This window comes from Paraburkholderia sp. SSBN10T, from assembly GCF_056619545.1.
In genome coordinates, this window is sequence record NZ_JBWQQI010000013.1 from 1 (window position 1) to 14601 (window position 14601).

The 14601-nt window shown below is 62.3% G+C and carries 17 protein-coding genes; 9 read left to right on the plus strand and 8 right to left on the minus strand.

Annotated features, from left to right (window positions below):
* The 3 genes from AC1ECK_RS20075 to AC1ECK_RS20085 form a co-directional block, all read left to right on the plus strand.
* A partial coding sequence (locus AC1ECK_RS20075; protein ID WP_480321962.1) for an ATP-binding cassette domain-containing protein occupies positions 1–403 on the plus strand: 403 nt, incomplete at its 5' end.
* Positions 404–499: 96 nt separating this feature from the next.
* Positions 500–1204, plus strand: coding sequence for a pseudouridine synthase (locus AC1ECK_RS20080; RefSeq protein WP_480321964.1), 705 nt, complete (start codon positions 500–502; stop codon positions 1202–1204).
* 178 nt (positions 1205–1382) lie between these two features.
* A complete protein-coding gene (locus tag AC1ECK_RS20085; RefSeq protein ID WP_480321966.1) occupies positions 1383–1571 on the plus strand; it encodes a hypothetical protein in 189 nt (62 codons plus the stop codon).
* Positions 1572–1587: 16 nt separating this feature from the next.
* On the opposite strand, the gene AC1ECK_RS20090 is transcribed toward AC1ECK_RS20085, so the two are convergent.
* Positions 1588–2646 carry an NAD-dependent epimerase/dehydratase family protein gene (locus AC1ECK_RS20090; protein ID WP_480321968.1) on the minus strand — a complete coding sequence of 353 codons (1059 nt, stop codon included), beginning with the start codon at positions 2644–2646 and terminating at the stop codon, positions 1588–1590.
* Positions 2647–2713: 67 nt separating this feature from the next.
* On the opposite strand from AC1ECK_RS20090, the gene AC1ECK_RS20095 reads away from it, so the two are divergent.
* The 3 genes from AC1ECK_RS20095 (at position 2714) to AC1ECK_RS20105 (ending at position 5755) form a co-directional block, all read left to right on the plus strand.
* Positions 2714–3745, plus strand: a complete 1032-nt coding sequence (locus AC1ECK_RS20095) for a CDP-6-deoxy-delta-3,4-glucoseen reductase (RefSeq protein WP_480321970.1) — start codon at positions 2714–2716, stop codon at positions 3743–3745.
* A 319-nt stretch (positions 3746–4064) separates the two neighbouring features.
* Positions 4065–5249, plus strand: coding sequence for an acetylornithine transaminase (locus AC1ECK_RS20100; RefSeq protein ID WP_480321972.1), 1185 nt, complete (start codon positions 4065–4067; stop codon positions 5247–5249).
* A 20-nt stretch (positions 5250–5269) separates the two neighbouring features.
* Positions 5270–5755, plus strand: coding sequence for a GNAT family acetyltransferase (locus AC1ECK_RS20105; protein WP_480321974.1), 486 nt, complete (start codon positions 5270–5272; stop codon positions 5753–5755).
* Positions 5756–5919: 164 nt separating this feature from the next.
* Here AC1ECK_RS20105 and AC1ECK_RS20110 read toward each other — a convergent pair whose 3' ends face one another.
* From AC1ECK_RS20110 to AC1ECK_RS20140, 7 genes are all read right to left on the minus strand, one after another.
* A complete protein-coding gene (locus AC1ECK_RS20110) occupies positions 5920–6636 on the minus strand; it encodes an ABC transporter ATP-binding protein (RefSeq protein WP_480321976.1) in 717 nt (238 codons plus the stop codon).
* A complete protein-coding gene (locus tag AC1ECK_RS20115; RefSeq protein ID WP_480321978.1) occupies positions 6636–7412 on the minus strand; it encodes an ABC transporter ATP-binding protein in 777 nt (258 codons plus the stop codon). Before AC1ECK_RS20115 ends, AC1ECK_RS20110 begins: the two co-directional genes overlap by 1 nt.
* A gap of 17 nt (positions 7413–7429) precedes the next feature.
* Positions 7430–8596, minus strand: coding sequence for an ABC transporter permease subunit (locus tag AC1ECK_RS20120; RefSeq protein WP_480321980.1), 1167 nt, complete (start codon positions 8594–8596; stop codon positions 7430–7432).
* Between the two features lie 13 nt (positions 8597–8609).
* Positions 8610–9560 carry a branched-chain amino acid ABC transporter permease gene (locus tag AC1ECK_RS20125; protein WP_480321982.1) on the minus strand — a complete coding sequence of 317 codons (951 nt, stop codon included), beginning with the start codon at positions 9558–9560 and terminating at the stop codon, positions 8610–8612.
* Positions 9561–9789: 229 nt separating this feature from the next.
* Entirely contained in the window at positions 9790–10710 is a 921-nt protein-coding gene (locus AC1ECK_RS20130) for a type 1 periplasmic-binding domain-containing protein (RefSeq protein WP_480321984.1), read from the minus strand.
* A 541-nt stretch (positions 10711–11251) separates the two neighbouring features.
* Positions 11252–12211, minus strand: a complete 960-nt coding sequence (ispH, locus tag AC1ECK_RS20135; RefSeq protein WP_480321986.1) for a 4-hydroxy-3-methylbut-2-enyl diphosphate reductase — start codon at positions 12209–12211, stop codon at positions 11252–11254.
* A 2-nt stretch (positions 12212–12213) separates the two neighbouring features.
* Positions 12214–12669 carry an FKBP-type peptidyl-prolyl cis-trans isomerase gene (locus tag AC1ECK_RS20140; RefSeq protein ID WP_137959006.1) on the minus strand — a complete coding sequence of 152 codons (456 nt, stop codon included), beginning with the start codon at positions 12667–12669 and terminating at the stop codon, positions 12214–12216.
* A gap of 189 nt (positions 12670–12858) precedes the next feature.
* On the opposite strand from AC1ECK_RS20140, the gene radC reads away from it, so the two are divergent.
* The 3 genes from radC (at position 12859) to rpmG (ending at position 14344) form a co-directional block, all read left to right on the plus strand.
* Positions 12859–13668 (plus strand): RadC family protein, encoded by an 810-nt coding sequence (gene radC, locus AC1ECK_RS20145; protein WP_480321988.1) that lies wholly within the window; start codon positions 12859–12861, stop codon positions 13666–13668.
* A 264-nt stretch (positions 13669–13932) separates the two neighbouring features.
* Complete coding sequence (gene rpmB, locus AC1ECK_RS20150; RefSeq protein WP_007180631.1) at positions 13933–14166, plus strand: 50S ribosomal protein L28; 234 nt, start codon at positions 13933–13935, stop codon at positions 14164–14166.
* 10 nt (positions 14167–14176) lie between these two features.
* Entirely contained in the window at positions 14177–14344 is a 168-nt protein-coding gene (gene rpmG, locus AC1ECK_RS20155) for a 50S ribosomal protein L33 (RefSeq protein ID WP_137959005.1), read from the plus strand.
* The last annotated feature ends 257 nt before the right edge of the window (positions 14345–14601 follow it).

The window sequence follows — 14601 nt, forward strand, 5'->3', positions numbered from 1 at the left end:
CCAGGCGCACGAGAAGGCGCGCACGTGGCTCGGCAAGGTGGGACTGAACGGCTATGGCGAGCACTACCCGGACGAGTTGTCCGGCGGCATGCGCCAGCGCGTGGGCCTCGCCCGGGCGCTGGCCGCCGACACCGACGTGCTGCTGATGGACGAGGCGTTCTCCGCGCTCGATCCGCTGATCCGCACCGAGATGCAGGACCAGTTGCTGCAGTTGCAGGCCACGCTGAACAAGACCATCGTGTTCATCACGCACGATCTGGACGAGGCGCTGCGCATCGGCAACCGTATCGCGATCCTGCGCGACGGCACGCTGGTCCAGGAAGGCACGCCCAACGAGATCCTCACGCGTCCGGCCGACGATTACGTGCGCCGGTTTGTGGAGCGGCGCGCCGGCGGGCATTGACCGCCACGCGTAGGCGCGGGCGCCGGGTAGAATGCACGCGAAGCGACGGACCGCGGTCCGTCGTCTGCATTTCGCCCTGCCGTTCTCTCGCTCCCCATGAATCTCGAAAGCGTTCTCTTTACCCAGGGTTTCGGCTCACGACGTCAATGCCGCGCACTGATCGCCGACGGCCGCGTGGCGATCGACGGCGCCGTCCACACCGATCCGGACGCCGACCTCTCGCCCGAGGCGCTCAACTTCACGGTCGACGGCACCACCTGGCCTTACCACGAACACGCCTACCTGCTGCTCAACAAACCCGCGGGCTACGAATGCTCGCGCGAGCCGCAGCATCATCTGAGCGTGTTCAACCTGCTGCCGCCGCAATTCGCGGCGCGCGGCGTGCAATGCGTAGGCCGGCTCGATCAAGATACGACCGGACTGCTGCTGCTCTCCGACGACGGCAAGTTCGTCCACGCCTTCACCTCGCCCAGGCGCAAGGTGCCGAAGGTCTACCTCGCAACCACCCGTCATCCGCTCGACGATGCGCAACTCGGCGCGTTGCGCGAAGGCGTGCTGCTGCACGGCGAAGCCAAACCGGTTGCGGCGGTCGCCGCGCACGCGCGCAGCGAGCACGCGCTCGAACTGACCGTGCTCGAAGGCAAATACCACCAGGTCAAGCGGATGGTCGCGGCCGCCGGCAACCGCGTCGAAGCGCTGCATCGCGAGCGGATTGGCGGGCTCAGCCTGCCCGCGACGCTCGCGGTCGGCGCCTGGCAATGGCTCGATGAAACCGACCTCGGATCTTTACGGAGCGGGTAAACAAGTAAGCAAGCCGCACAGCCCCGTAGCGTCGGGGACGCCGCGTGCGGTGCCCCACCGAGGCCGCCTTGATAAGCCGGCTGGCGCCCTGTTTGCGCTGCGTCGCAGCATGCCGTTCCTGACAAGCCGCTTTATACTCGATTAAACAACGAGTACAAAGGTTTCAGGGAGGAGCGCCATGGTCACCCACACTTCGTTCGAGATCTCGGCCGCGATGATTGCATTTGTCTGCCTGGCCGCGCTCGTGGTCGGCGCCCTGCTGGCCGTGATGCATTTGCGGCACAAGTATCATCCGAGCCTGATCGGCGCCCTGATCGGCGCAGTCCTTTGCTTCCTGCTGCTGGAAGCATTGCCGGCGCTCACCTGAGATCGAGCCGCATGTTTTATGGCGCTGCGTCGGCAGGTCGCGTTTCGCCGCCCGCCGCCGCTTTAGCGTGCGCACTCCGCAAAAAATCCGCCACTGTCGGATAGCGCAACTGCACCCGCAGCTCGCGCTTCATCCGCTCGTTCACAAGCCGCCGCGATTCACGCATGAACGACAGCATCATCGGGTCGATCTGCGCCTCGGCCTGCGCGCGCGAAATGCGCGGGGCGCGTTCGAGACCGTACGCGTCGGCCACCAGGTCAAAGTACTCGCCCATTTTCAAGGTTGTATCGTCCGAAGCATGGACCACGCGCCCACGCCGGCCGAGTCTCGTCATCCGCACCAGAATCGCGGCGAGGTCGTCGGCGTGGATATGGCTCGTGTAGACGTCGTCGGCGTCGAGCAGTGCGGGGGTGCGCTTCTCCAGCCGCGCGAGCGGCAAGCGGTTGCCCGCGTAGATGCCGGGAATGCGCGCAATGCTCGCCTGCAGCGTGCCGCGTGCGGTGGCGCGCCGCAATTGCCGTTCCGCGGAGACACGCCGCGTCGCCCGCGGATTGGCCGGGCGCACCGTGCGCGTTTCGTCGATCAGCGCGCCGCCACAGTCGCCGTATACCCCGGTCGTGCTCGCGTAAACCATCCGCACAGGAAGCCGCGAAGCAGCGGAGCGTCCTACCCCGTCGGGTACAATATTGGCTGTTTTGCGTTCCATCCATGCACCGCGAAGGCGGCGCAAACGCGCTACCGGCGCCACCGCACTGCGTGCGGGCCAGTAGCGGCGCGCGCTCAGGGCGCCAAGCAACGCCCGCGTACGGCGGTCGTCGTCGCCGGTCTTTTGCGGCGGAGCCAGATGCAGCACGGTCGGCGCGAGGCCCGCAAGCCGCTTCAGGCTACGGCGGGCATCGAGATCGCCGACGAGCGGCGTGACGCCCGCCGCGCGCAATTCGGCGCAACGGGCCGGCTGGGTCGTGAGCGCAAACAGATGCGCGCGCGGCTGCAGCAGCGCGGCGCAACGCATGCCGACATCGCCGCAGCCCACAATGAGCACGCGCCGGCGGCGCAAGTTTCGTGTGGCTTTCATGGTGGACGCATTGTAGCCGTCAGGGGCGGCTCGCACCGATTACCGACTCTTCGAACTCGAACACGCTATGGCATTTAATGTAACCCTCCGGCAAAGCGGCCGGCAGTTTCAAGTAGAGCCCGACGAACCCGTCCTGACCGCCGCCCTGCGCCAGGGCATCGGCCTGCCGTACGGCTGCAAGAACGGCGCCTGCGGCTCCTGCAAGGGCACCGTGATCAGCGGCGCAGTCGAGCAGCGCCAGCATTCGTCATCGGCGCTGTCGAACGACGAAAAGACCCGCGGCATGGCGCTGTTCTGCTGCGCAACACCGTGCTCCGATCTGGAGATCGACATCCGCGAAGTCGCGGGCGTGGGCGACGTGCAGGTGAAAAAGCTGCCGTGCCGCGTGAACGCGATCGAGCGCAAAGCCGACGACGTGGTCGTGCTGAAGCTGCAATTGCCCGCCAACGAGCGTCTGCAATACCTCGCGGGCCAGTACCTCGAGTTCATCCTGAAGGACGGCAAGCGCCGCAGCTATTCGATGGCCAATGCGCCGCACGTCGAAGGCCCGATCGAGCTGCATATCCGCCATATGCCCGGCGGCGCGTTCACCGATCACGTTTTCAACGCCATGAAGGAGCGCGACATCCTGCGCTTCGAAGCGCCGCTCGGCACCTTCTTCCTGCGCGAAGACTCGGACAAGCCGATCGTGCTGCTCGCCTCCGGCACCGGCTTCGCGCCGCTGAAGGCGATCGTCGAACACGCAGTGTTCAAGAACCTCGGCCGGCCGATGACGCTGTACTGGGGCGCGCGCCGCAAGAAAGACCTGTACCTGCTGGATCTGGCCGAACAATGGGCGCGCGAAATCCCGAACTTCAAGTTCGTGCCGGTGCTCTCCGAACCGGACCCGAGCGATGCGTGGACCGGCCGCACCGGCTTCGTTCATCGCAGCGTCATCGAAGACCTGCCAGACTTGTCGGGTTATCAGGTGTACGCCTGCGGCGCACCGGTGATGGTCGAATCGGCGCAGCGCGATTTCACGCAGCACCACGGCCTGCCGGAAGACGAGTTCTACGCGGATTCCTTCACGAGCGCAGCCGACCTCGCGAACCCGGTTTAACCAGCTAACGCTTGCCCGGCTTGGCTGCGTCAGCCTGATTAGCCTGCACGGCGGACTAAAAAAGTCCGCCGCAGACGAAATTCATGGTTTACACCGGTGCTCGCGTTGTCGTATTCTTTCGCGCATGAACCGCATCCAGTCCGAACTCCGACGTCGCCGCTCGCTGCTCCCTTAGGGATGCCGCCGGCTTGGTCACGGATTCGCGCCGAAGAGGCGCATGTTGTTCGAATCACGAAAGCCACGGCATGCCGTGGCTTTTTTGTTTTTTTCGCCCCTTTTTACTGTTCCTTCACCCTTGCAACGCCCGGAGCGCGCCGCCATGAATTTCAATGAGTATCCCGTCGAGTCGCTGATGTACATCACCAACCGGCCCGAGATCGTTTTTACGCACGGCAAGGGCTCGTGGCTCTACGACAATAACGGCAAGCGCTACCTCGACTTCATCCAGGGCTGGGCGGTCAACAGCCTCGGGCACTGCAACGAAGGCATGATCGAGGCGCTGAACAAGCAGGCGCAACTGCTGATCAACCCGTCGCCGGCGTTCTACAACGCGCCGATGGCGCAGCTCGCGGGCCTGCTTACGCAACATAGCTGCTTCGACAAGGTGTTCTTCGCCAACAGCGGCGCCGAAGCCAACGAAGGCGCGATCAAGCTGGCGCGCAAGTGGGGCAAGAAACACAAGGACGGCGCCTACGAGATCATCACGTTCGACCACAGCTTCCACGGCCGCACGCTCGCCACCATGTCGGCGAGCGGCAAGCCGGGCTGGGACACGATCTACGCGCCGCAAGTGCCGGGCTTCCCGAAGGCGGACCTGAACGACATCGCCTCGGTTGAGAAGCTCATCAACGGCAAGACCGTCGCGGTGATGCTCGAACCGATCCAGGGCGAAGGCGGCGTGATTCCGGCGACGCGCGAATTCATGCAGCAACTGCGGGCGCTGACCCAGAAGCACAACATCCTGCTGATCGCCGACGAAGTGCAGAGCGGCTGCGGGCGTGCCGGCACCTTGTTCGCTTACGAACTGTCGGGCATCGAGCCGGACATCATGACGCTCGGCAAGGGTATCGGCGGCGGCGTACCGCTCGCGGCGCTGCTCTGCAAGGCTGCAGTCGAAGTGTTCGAGGCCGGCGATCAGGGCGGCACCTACAACGGCAATCCGCTGATGACGGCGGTCGGCTACTCGGTGATCTCGCAACTGACTGCGCCGGGCTTCCTGGAAAGCGTGCGCGCCCGCGGCGAGTATCTGCGCGCGAAGCTGCTCGATCTGTCGGAAGAACGCGGCTTTGCTGGCGAACGTGGTGAAGGCTTGCTGCGCGCGTTGCTGCTCGGCAAGGACATCGGCAACCAGATCGTCGAGAAGGCCCGCAACATGCAGCCGGATGGCTTGCTGCTCAATGCAGCGCGACCGAACCTGTTGCGCTTCATGCCGGCCCTGAACGTGACGAACGAAGAAATCGACCAGATGATGGCCATGCTGCGCTCGATTCTCGACACCCTCTAAACGCCGGCAAAGGAGCGCGTATGACGACGACCACTACGCTATCGATCCGCCGCTTTGCAGCGAGCGATACCGATGCTGTGGTCGCGCTGTGGCAGGAGGCGTTTCCCGAGTATCGGGAAGCGACACGGCCGCATCGCAACCCGCATCTGTCGATCGCCAACAAGATGGCCACCCAGCCGGAGCTGTTCTTTGTCGCCACGCTCGGCGAGCGTCTGGTGGGCACGGTGATGGCCGGTTATGACGGCCACCGCGGCTGGCTCTACTCGCTCGCGGTGGATGCCTCGCAGCGCCGGCTCGGCATCGGAACCCGGCTGATTGCCCATGCCGAAGCGGCGCTCGTCGACATGGGCTGTCCGAAGGTCAATCTGCAAGTGCTGACGGCGAAGCAGGAAGTGCGGGCGTTTTACGAGGCTCTCGGTTATCGCGCCGATGAGGTCATCAGTCTGGGGAAGCGCCTGGGTGAGCATGCCGGCGTCTCGTCAGCAGCGTCACCCTCTGCGGTTTAAGTCCGCTGCGTGAGTCAGTTGTGTCATGCCGTTTCGGCCGGCTGAGCAAGCCGGCGCGCAGAAATGACAAAGGCCGCATGCAAAAAATCGCATGCGGCCTTTGTATTTTGGGGAGATCGGAGCGGCTGGTTCAGCCGCTCCGATTGCTCAGCTTACTCGTCAGCTTATTCACCCAGGTAAGCAGCCCGAACCTTCGGATCATCGAGCATCTGCTTCGCGTCACCGGACATCGTCACCAGACCCGAGTCCATCACGTAGCCGCGATTCGCCGCCTGCAGCGCGAGACGTGCGTTCTGTTCGACCAGCAGCACGGTCATGCCTTCGGCCGAAATCGCCCGCACCACTTCGAAGATCTTCTCCACCATGATCGGCGACAGACCCATCGACGGTTCGTCGAGCAACAACAGCTTCGGCTTGCTGATGATCGCGCGCGCCATCGCCAGCATCTGCTGCTCGCCGCCCGACAGCGTGCCCGCGTATTGCGCGGCGCGTTCCTTCAGGCGCGGAAAGAAGCCGAACATGCGGTCGACGTCCGCCTTGATGCCATCGGTGTCGTTACGCAGATAAGCACCCATCTGCATGTTTTCGACAATCGACATACGCGCGAAGATGCCGCGCCCTTCCGGCACCATCGCCAGACCGCGCTTGAGCAGCTCATGCGCGGGCAGCCCCTTGATGGACTGGCCCATGTACTCGATATCGCCCGCCGAGTACGCCTTCAGGCCCGTGATCGCCTTCATGGTCGTGGTCTTGCCTGCGCCGTTCGCGCCGATCAGCGTGACCAGTTCGCCCTGCCCGACTTCCAGGTCGATACCCTTGACAGCCTGAATGCCGCCGTAATTGACCTGCAGGCCCTTGATTTTCAACATTGCCGTAGCCATCAGTGGACCCCCGCACCCAGATATGCCTCAATCACCTTCGGGTCCTTCTGCACGTCCTGCGGCAGACCTTGGGCGATCACCTTGCCGTAATCGAGCACTGTCATGTTGTTGCACAGGCCCATCACCAGTTTCACGTCGTGCTCGATCAGCAGGATCGTCTTGCCGTCGCTGCGGATCTTGTCGAGCAGCTTGGTGAGCTCGACCTTCTCCGTTGCGTTCATGCCGGCGGCCGGCTCGTCCAGCGCCAGCAGCTTCGGATCGGTTGCCAGCGCACGGGCGATTTCCAGACGACGCTGGTGGCCATACGACAGGTTGCGCGAGGTGTAGTCCGCGTATTGCAGCACGCCGACGTACTCCAGCAGTTCGAGCGCGCGTTCCTTGATCTCGCGCTCTTCCTTACGCTCGGCCGGCGTCTGGAACACTGCGCCGAACAAGCCATGTTTGGTGCGCACATGGCGCCCCACCATCACGTTTTCAAGCGCAGTCATGCCGCCGAACAAACGGATGTTCTGGAACGTGCGGGCAATGCCGGCCTTCGCGACCTGGTACACCGCGGTCGGCGTGTAGTTCTCACCGTCGAGCTTGAAGTCGCCGGAGTCCGGCGTATAGAGGCCCGTGATCACGTTGAAGAACGTGGTCTTGCCCGCGCCGTTCGGACCAATCAGGCCATAGATCTCGCCCGACTTGATTTCGAGCCCGACTTCGGACAGCGCCTGCAAGCCGCCGAAGCGCTTGTTCACGCCCTTTACGGACAGACGAATTTGGTTATCGCTCATAGATTTTCTCCCAGGCCTCAGGCACGCACCGGCTTCTTGCCACTGCGCTTTGCCAGCTTTGCAATCTTGTCCTCATGCTTCGGCGACGGCCACAGGCCTTCCGAGCGGTACAGCATGATGAGGACCATCGCGAGACCGTACAGCAACTGACGGATCACCTCGGTATCGACAATCTCATGACCGAAGATAGCGTTTTGCAACGGACCCATCGTCGAACGCAGGAATTCCGGAAACACAGCGAGCAGCACTGCACCGAGAATCACGCCCGGGATGTGGCCCATACCGCCCAGCACCACGCAGGCCAGCACCACGACCGATTCCCAGAAGGTGAACGATTCCGGCGACACGAAGCCCTGGAAGCCCGCAAACATCGCACCCGACAGGCCGCCGAACGAGGCGCCCATGGCGAACGCCAGCAGCTTCACGTTACGGGTGTTGATGCCCATTGCCTTGGCGGCGATTTCGTCTTCGCGGATGGCGGCCCACGCGCGGCCGATACGCGAATGCTGCAGACGCGTACACACCCAGATCACCAGCAACGCGCATAGCACGAACATGTAGTAGTACATATACACGGTCGTGAAGGTGAAGCCGAACAGCGTGTGGGTTTGCGACAGGTTGAAACCGGCGATCTTCACCGGGTCGATGCCCGTGATCCCCTGCGGCCCGTTGGTGATGTTGACCGGACGGTCGAGGTTGTTCATGAAGATCCGCACGATTTCCCCGAAGCCCAGGGTCACGATCGCGAGATAGTCGCCACGCAGACGCAGCGTCGGTGCACCGAGCAGAACGCCGAACAGGGCCGCGAGACCCATCGCGCACGGCACGATGACCCAGATCGGCGCGTGCAGGCCACCCGGGAACAGGTTCGCGATCCAGCCGAAGGCCATCAGGTGCGGTGAGGACAGCAACGCCGCCGTGTACGCGCCCACCGCGTAGAACGCGATGTAGCCCAAGTCCAGCAGGCCGGCAAAGCCCACCACCACATTGAGGCCCAGCGCTAGCATCACGTATAGCATCGCGAAGTCGAGCACGCGCACCCAGTAGTTGCCGCCCAGAGCACCGATGATCATCGGCGCGGCAGCGACCAGGATCGCGGTAATGATGCCGACCGTCAGCGTCTTCGCCGGGTTTTTCTCGGGGATGAGCGTCGTGGACGGCTCGATCGGTTGAATTGAGGTCATGTCTAATTACTCCTTACGCGCGATCCGCAACACGTTCGCCCAACAGGCCCGAAGGACGGAACACCAGCACGACGATCAGCACGATGAATGCGAACACGTCCTGGTAGTTACTGCCGAACACACCACCCGTGAGGTTGCCGATATAGCCCGCGCCCAACTGTTCGATCAGGCCAAGCACCACGCCGCCGACCATCGCGCCACCGAGATTGCCGATGCCGCCGAGCACAGCCGCCGTAAAGGCCTTCATGCCAGGGATGAAGCCCATATAGAAGTGAGCGTTACCGTACTCGGACGCGATCATCACGCCGGCCAGCGCAGCGAGTGCCGAGCCGATCATGAAGGTTGCCGAGATCACGAAGTTCGGGCTCACGCCCATCAGGCTCGCCACGTTCGGATTTTCGGCGATCGCGCGCATGGCACGGCCGAGCTTCGTCTTGTGCACGAGCAGCAGCAGGCCGCCCATCACGAGGAACGCCACCACGATGATCACGATTTCAGTCATCGAGATCACGGCGCCCGGATTGTTGGGCCCGGACTTGATCACGTTGATCGGATCGGTCGGCAGCAGTTGCGGGAACGGCAGCGGGTTGCGCGACCAGATCATCATCGCGAGCGTCTGCAGCAGGATCGACACGCCGATGGCGGTGATCAGCGGAGCCAGACGCGGCGCGCGGCGCAACGGCCGGTAGGCCACGCGCTCGATCGTGTAGCCGACCACCGAGCAAACCGCTGCGGCGATGATCAACGCGATGATGAGCGTCGGCACATTGCCTAGCCCCGGAAAGTGGTTCTGCAGCACGCCTATGGCTGAGAGCGCAACCATCGCGCCCACCATCAAGACATCGCCGTGAGCGAAGTTGATGATGCCCAAGATGCCGTAAACCATCGTATAGCCCAGTGCGATGATGGCGTAAACGCTGCCAAGCACCAGTCCATTGAGGATCTGCTGGATGAAGATATCCATTTAATGCTCCTTAGCCCGTGCGACTGGATTTGCGCTCGCCATCAGCCGGTGGGCGGTGATGCTTCACACAAATCGCAACGGCACTGCGGGTACTGATGTAAAAGACCGGTAAGGGTTATCCGCTACCGGCTCGTCTTGCGACTGGGATGCAGTCGCCGCCTTGCCGGAAACGGATGCAAAAACGACACCATTGGGTGGGCCAGGTGCCGTCAGGCTGTACGTCCCGTCATTACATCTCTACGGCGTCGAGGACCGCGTGGTTGCTGTCCCTGAAGTCGTAAAGCGTAATGGCGCCTCCTTTCAAATCACCCTTGTCGTCGAATGCGATGTGGCCGGTTACGCATGGGTAACCGGCGCATGGCATCGCAGCCAGCACCTCGGGCGCATCGATTGAGTTGGCGCGCTTCATTGCATCGACAATCACGTACAGCGCTTCATACGTGAACGGCGCGTCACTCTGCACCGACGTGTGGGAACGGCCTTCATGCTTCTTCGTGAAGCCCGCTCCCTGGGTCATGTCCGAAAGCACGAGTGCCGCCTTCGAACTGACCGGGTTTTGCCCGGCGGATCCCGCCTGCTCCCCCACCTTGCCGGTACACACGCCGTCGCCGCCAAGGATTTTTGCCCTGATATCGAGCGCGGCCGCCTGCTTCGCCGGCGGCCCGCCCGTTGCGTGCATACGGCCGGACTTCATGCCGTCCGGCTGAACACGCTTGATGTTGGTGAGAATGGCCCGGACATCCGCGGCCTGATCATGCGTCGCTTCCCGTGCGACCGTTTTCGCGACGCTCGCCTTCGCGGTCTTCGCAGACTCGTGCGCGCGCCCCTCGCCATCGGCGGGCGCATTGACCATTGGCGCGACGCGTTTCGCGTCCAGCTCCGGCTGGATCTTCTGGCCGTCGACTGTTGGCCCCTGCGTGGTTATTTCTTTAACCGCCAATCGCGCCCCGTTTTCGTTGTTTTTGCCCAGAGGGGCAATACTTCCCGTTAATGGGGTCGCATAGCCGACCGGCACCCTGCTTGCCGGCGCCTGCGCCATCGTCGCAGCGGATCCGCCTGTGTCTGCCACGCCATCGCTCTTCTTGCTGCACGCGGTCAGCATCTCAACCGCGGCCGGGATGGACACGGCGTAAGCAAACTTGACTCGCATTAGGTAGGTCTCCAGCGCCTTGCTAAATCCAGCGTTCGAGGCCCGGAGGCCTTGAGAACGCGCGCATTGTAACTCCAATTATGCGGCGGGCAATATTGTTGAAACGGCAGGGTTTTCCTGCATTGCAACCTCATTTTGAGAACAATATCCGGCAAAAGGCGCAACCTGGTTGCGACAATTTCTCGTGCATCAGTTGCACCATCCTAGACCCTAGCAGCATCAAGTGTTGCAGCGAACCCGGCCGATCCCTGATTTCATCGCGCTGAGCGATAAGTACTACCTTTTTGTATATCGGTGTGTCGACGCACTATGTTAGTGCATCAAAAATCGGTGGTGGCGAATATCACATCAACAAATGGGGATCGATCGTCGAAAGATAGATTAAATAAAATCGCCGGGAGACAAAATAATTGCGTTCCGGGCACTGCAAAACGGTCCATTTCTATGATCAGGCACTTATTTAAAGGACGCGCAGCAATCGTCGGAGAAATAAAAAAGCGCGCCAGAGGCGCGCTTTTCTTACAGAAACGTCGGCAGATTGTCAGGCTGGCAAACCCAGACCTCGCGGCAACGGAAACGCGATGTTTTCCTCAATGCCTTCGAGCGCACGCACATTGCGCACGCCCAGTTCGCGCAAACGGGCGATCACCGCTTGCGCCAGCACTTCCGGCGCCGATGCGCCGGCAGTTACGCCGATGCGGCGCTTGCCGACGATCCAGGCCGGATCGATCTGGTCGGGCGAGTCCACCATATAGGAAGGAATTCCGCGCTTCTCGGCGACTTCGCGCAAGCGGTTCGAGTTCGAACTGTTCGGGCTTCCCACCACGATCACGACGTCGCACTGCGGCGCCATGAATTTCACCGCGTCCTGGCGGTTCTGCGTGGCATAACAGATGTCCTGCTTTTTAGGCTCGCGGATGGCCGGATACTTGGCCTTGAGCGCAGCGATGATCTCGGCAGCGTCGTCGACCGACAGCGTGGTCTGCGTGACGAATGCAATCCGCTGCGGGTCGGCGAGCGCGAGCGCCTCGACATCGCCAATGTCTTCGACGAGATACATGCCTTCGCCTGCCTGCCCCATCGTGCCTTCGACTTCCGGATGCCCCTTATGGCCGATCATCACGATATCGAAGCCATCCTGGCGCATCTTCGCGACCTCGATATGCACCTTGGTGACGAGCGGACAGGTCGCGTCATAGACGCGCAGACCACGCGACTCGGCTTCCGCGCGCACCGTCTTCGAGACGCCATGCGCGCTGAAGATCACCGTATTGCCGGCCGGCACTTCCTCCAGTTGCTCGATAAAGATTGCGCCCTTCTTGCGCAGGTCTTCCACCACATAGGCGTTGTGAACAATCTCGTGACGCACGTAGATAGGTGAACCGTGCAGCTTGATCGCGCGTTCGACGATTTCGATGGCCCGATCGACACCCGCGCAGAAACCGCGCGGTTGCGCCAGCAGGATCTCGGCTTCGGTCAGAGTCGTATCCGTGGTGCTCATGTTTACAGAATCCCGATGATTTTCACTTCGAACGCCAGCGCCTGGCCGGCGAGCGGGTGATTGAAATCGAACAGGGCGGACGTTTCGCCCACTTCCTTCAGCACGCCGGCATAGCGCCCGCCACCCGGGGCGTTGAATTCGACGAGATCGCCCGGCGAAAAATCCTCACCGATCATGCTGTTTTCGCGCAGCGTGGCGAGCGACACCCGCTGCAGCAGCTCCGGATTGCGCGGGCCGAATGCCTGCTCCGGCGTTAGCTGAAAGGTCGAATGGTGGCCGACCTTCAATCCCAGCAAAATGTCTTCCAGCGACGGCGCCAGTTGGCCTGCACCCAGCAGCAGCGTGGCCGGCTTTTCCGTGAAGGTGTTGATGACTTCGGCGCCATCGGCAAGCGAAAGCCGGTAATGGAGCGTGACATGCGAACCGGGTTTCACTTCAGAGATGTCGATGATGCTCATGCAGTACTCGTTCAGTCGGGACGCGCTGCACACGGGCGCCGTGGGCGCTGCCGGTGCGGGTGGCAAACCGTCATGGTGCCGTGCGCAAAGGCTCTATTGTAAGCCACATATCCAGCGGCGGCTTGCGAGTGTCATATCCCAAATCGCCGCAGTGAGGCGGTTCTCATCCACAAACCGGAGAACGACAGCATGGACTATTACGCCTGTGTAGAAGTGACGGCAAACCCTATCGCGGACGCGGGTACGCTAGCCGCCGCGCGCAGGCGGCCCGGGCCGAAGCCGCCTGCGCGCGCGGCGCCCGCGCCCCAGCGAGCGGTACGCAAGCGCAACCGCGCCAAAAGCACCAAACGCGACATGCCGCGCGAGCGGCTGCTCGAACTCGGCCCCGGCACGCTAGCCGACGCCGAACTGGTCGCACTGGTGCTGGGCTCCGGCTTGCCGGGGCACAACGTCTTCGGCATCTCCCATGCGCTGCTGAAGCGCTTTGGCTCGCTGCGCGCGATGCTCGGCGCCACACCGGAGGATTTCAACGGACTTCCCGGCATCGGCCCCGCCAAAACGGCGCAGTTGCTCGCCATTCTCGAGCTGGCGCGGCGCTCTCTCGTCGAGGAAATGCGCGAGAAGCCGCTGATCGACTCGCCGGAGGCGGTCGAAGACTATCTCCGTTTGCTGATCGGCTCGCGGCCTCATGAAGTCTTCGTCTGCCTCTTCATGGACGCCCGGCACCGGCTGATCAGCACCGAAGAAAGCTCGCGCGGTTCGCTCACGCGCATGGCGGTCTATCCACGGGAAATTGTGCGCCGGGCGCTGACCACCAATGCGGCAAGCATGATCGTGGCGCATAATCACCCCTCCGGAGCGGTCAAACCGAGCGCCAGTGACCGGCGGCTGACTCAGGTGCTGCGCGATACCCTCGCGCTGATCGACGTTAAACTGGTCGACCACCTTGTTATCGGCACGCACGAGACATTCTCGTTTGCGAGGGCCGGATGGTCGTGAATCCTTGAGCGGCCAGCACCGTGGTGCCCATCACATTGCGGCTGCGGCGCCACGCCGTCCCGGGTAGTCGGTCGCAAATAAGGTTTGATTTATCGGCTTTTTTTCTGCTAGAATTCCAGTTTGCCTGTTTCCAACCCTGTTCCGAAGCCACCAAAGGCCTTTCGGGAGACAAGCGACTGAACGCAATCGAGCGATCAGCGCGGCCCTTCCGGATAACTTTCACGGCGTCCGAACTCAGAATTAGCGTATTAGGAGTGCTCTCATATGGCACGCGTATGCCAAGTAACTGGGAAAGCGCCGATGAGCGGCAACAACGTTTCCCACGCGAACAACAAAACCAAGCGCCGGTTCCTGCCGAACCTGCAAAACCGCCGCATTTGGGTGGAAAGCGAAAACCGTTGGGTGCGTCTGCGCGTTTCGAACGCCGGCCTGCGTCTGATCGACAAGAACGGCATTGACGCCGTGCTCGCAGACCTGCGCGCACGCGGTGAAGCCTAAGGAGTAAATCATGGCCAAGGGCGCACGCGACAAGATCAAGCTGGAATCGACCGCAGGTACGGGTCACTTCTACACCACGACGAAAAACAAGCGCAACATGCCGGAAAAGATGGAGATCAGCAAGTTTGATCCCGTCGCTCGCAAGCATGTGCCGTACAAGGAAACCAAGATCAAATAAGGTCTTGCCTCCGGCTTGTTGACGAAGACAAAAAAAAGCCCTGCACGTGTGCAGGGCTTTTTGCTTTGTTGCTTCTACTTTATTTTTTGCGCTCCGGGCTTACTCACTGCCCACTCCCTCTAGCCGCTTCTTATTGCTCGCTGCCGGCTCGATCCGGCTAGCGCTTCCACGCCTGTTCATGCGTCGGCTTAGCTCCGCGCTCCCCCGCTTTGTGCACTGACCATCCGGCCAGCTTTCCCTCCGGTCGCTCGGCGCGT

Coding starts and splice junctions, on each gene's coding strand:
- AC1ECK_RS20080 (WP_480321964.1), top strand. CDS start 500: ATGAATCTCGAAAGCGTTCTCTTTACCCAGGGTTTCGGCTCACGACGT.
- AC1ECK_RS20085 (WP_480321966.1), top strand. CDS start 1,383: ATGGTCACCCACACTTCGTTCGAGATCTCGGCCGCGATGATTGCATTT.
- AC1ECK_RS20090 (WP_480321968.1), bottom strand. CDS start 2,646: ATGAAAGCCACACGAAACTTGCGCCGCCGGCGCGTGCTCATTGTGGGC.
- AC1ECK_RS20095 (WP_480321970.1), top strand. CDS start 2,714: ATGGCATTTAATGTAACCCTCCGGCAAAGCGGCCGGCAGTTTCAAGTA.
- AC1ECK_RS20100 (WP_480321972.1), top strand. CDS start 4,065: ATGAATTTCAATGAGTATCCCGTCGAGTCGCTGATGTACATCACCAAC.
- AC1ECK_RS20105 (WP_480321974.1), top strand. CDS start 5,270: ATGACGACGACCACTACGCTATCGATCCGCCGCTTTGCAGCGAGCGAT.
- AC1ECK_RS20110 (WP_480321976.1), bottom strand. CDS start 6,636: ATGGCTACGGCAATGTTGAAAATCAAGGGCCTGCAGGTCAATTACGGC.
- AC1ECK_RS20115 (WP_480321978.1), bottom strand. CDS start 7,412: ATGAGCGATAACCAAATTCGTCTGTCCGTAAAGGGCGTGAACAAGCGC.
- AC1ECK_RS20120 (WP_480321980.1), bottom strand. CDS start 8,596: ATGACCTCAATTCAACCGATCGAGCCGTCCACGACGCTCATCCCCGAG.
- AC1ECK_RS20125 (WP_480321982.1), bottom strand. CDS start 9,560: ATGGATATCTTCATCCAGCAGATCCTCAATGGACTGGTGCTTGGCAGC.
- AC1ECK_RS20130 (WP_480321984.1), bottom strand. CDS start 10,710: ATGCGAGTCAAGTTTGCTTACGCCGTGTCCATCCCGGCCGCGGTTGAG.
- ispH (WP_480321986.1), bottom strand. CDS start 12,211: ATGAGCACCACGGATACGACTCTGACCGAAGCCGAGATCCTGCTGGCG.
- AC1ECK_RS20140 (WP_137959006.1), bottom strand. CDS start 12,669: ATGAGCATCATCGACATCTCTGAAGTGAAACCCGGTTCGCATGTCACG.
- radC (WP_480321988.1), top strand. CDS start 12,859: ATGGACTATTACGCCTGTGTAGAAGTGACGGCAAACCCTATCGCGGAC.
- rpmB (WP_007180631.1), top strand. CDS start 13,933: ATGGCACGCGTATGCCAAGTAACTGGGAAAGCGCCGATGAGCGGCAAC.
- rpmG (WP_137959005.1), top strand. CDS start 14,177: ATGGCCAAGGGCGCACGCGACAAGATCAAGCTGGAATCGACCGCAGGT.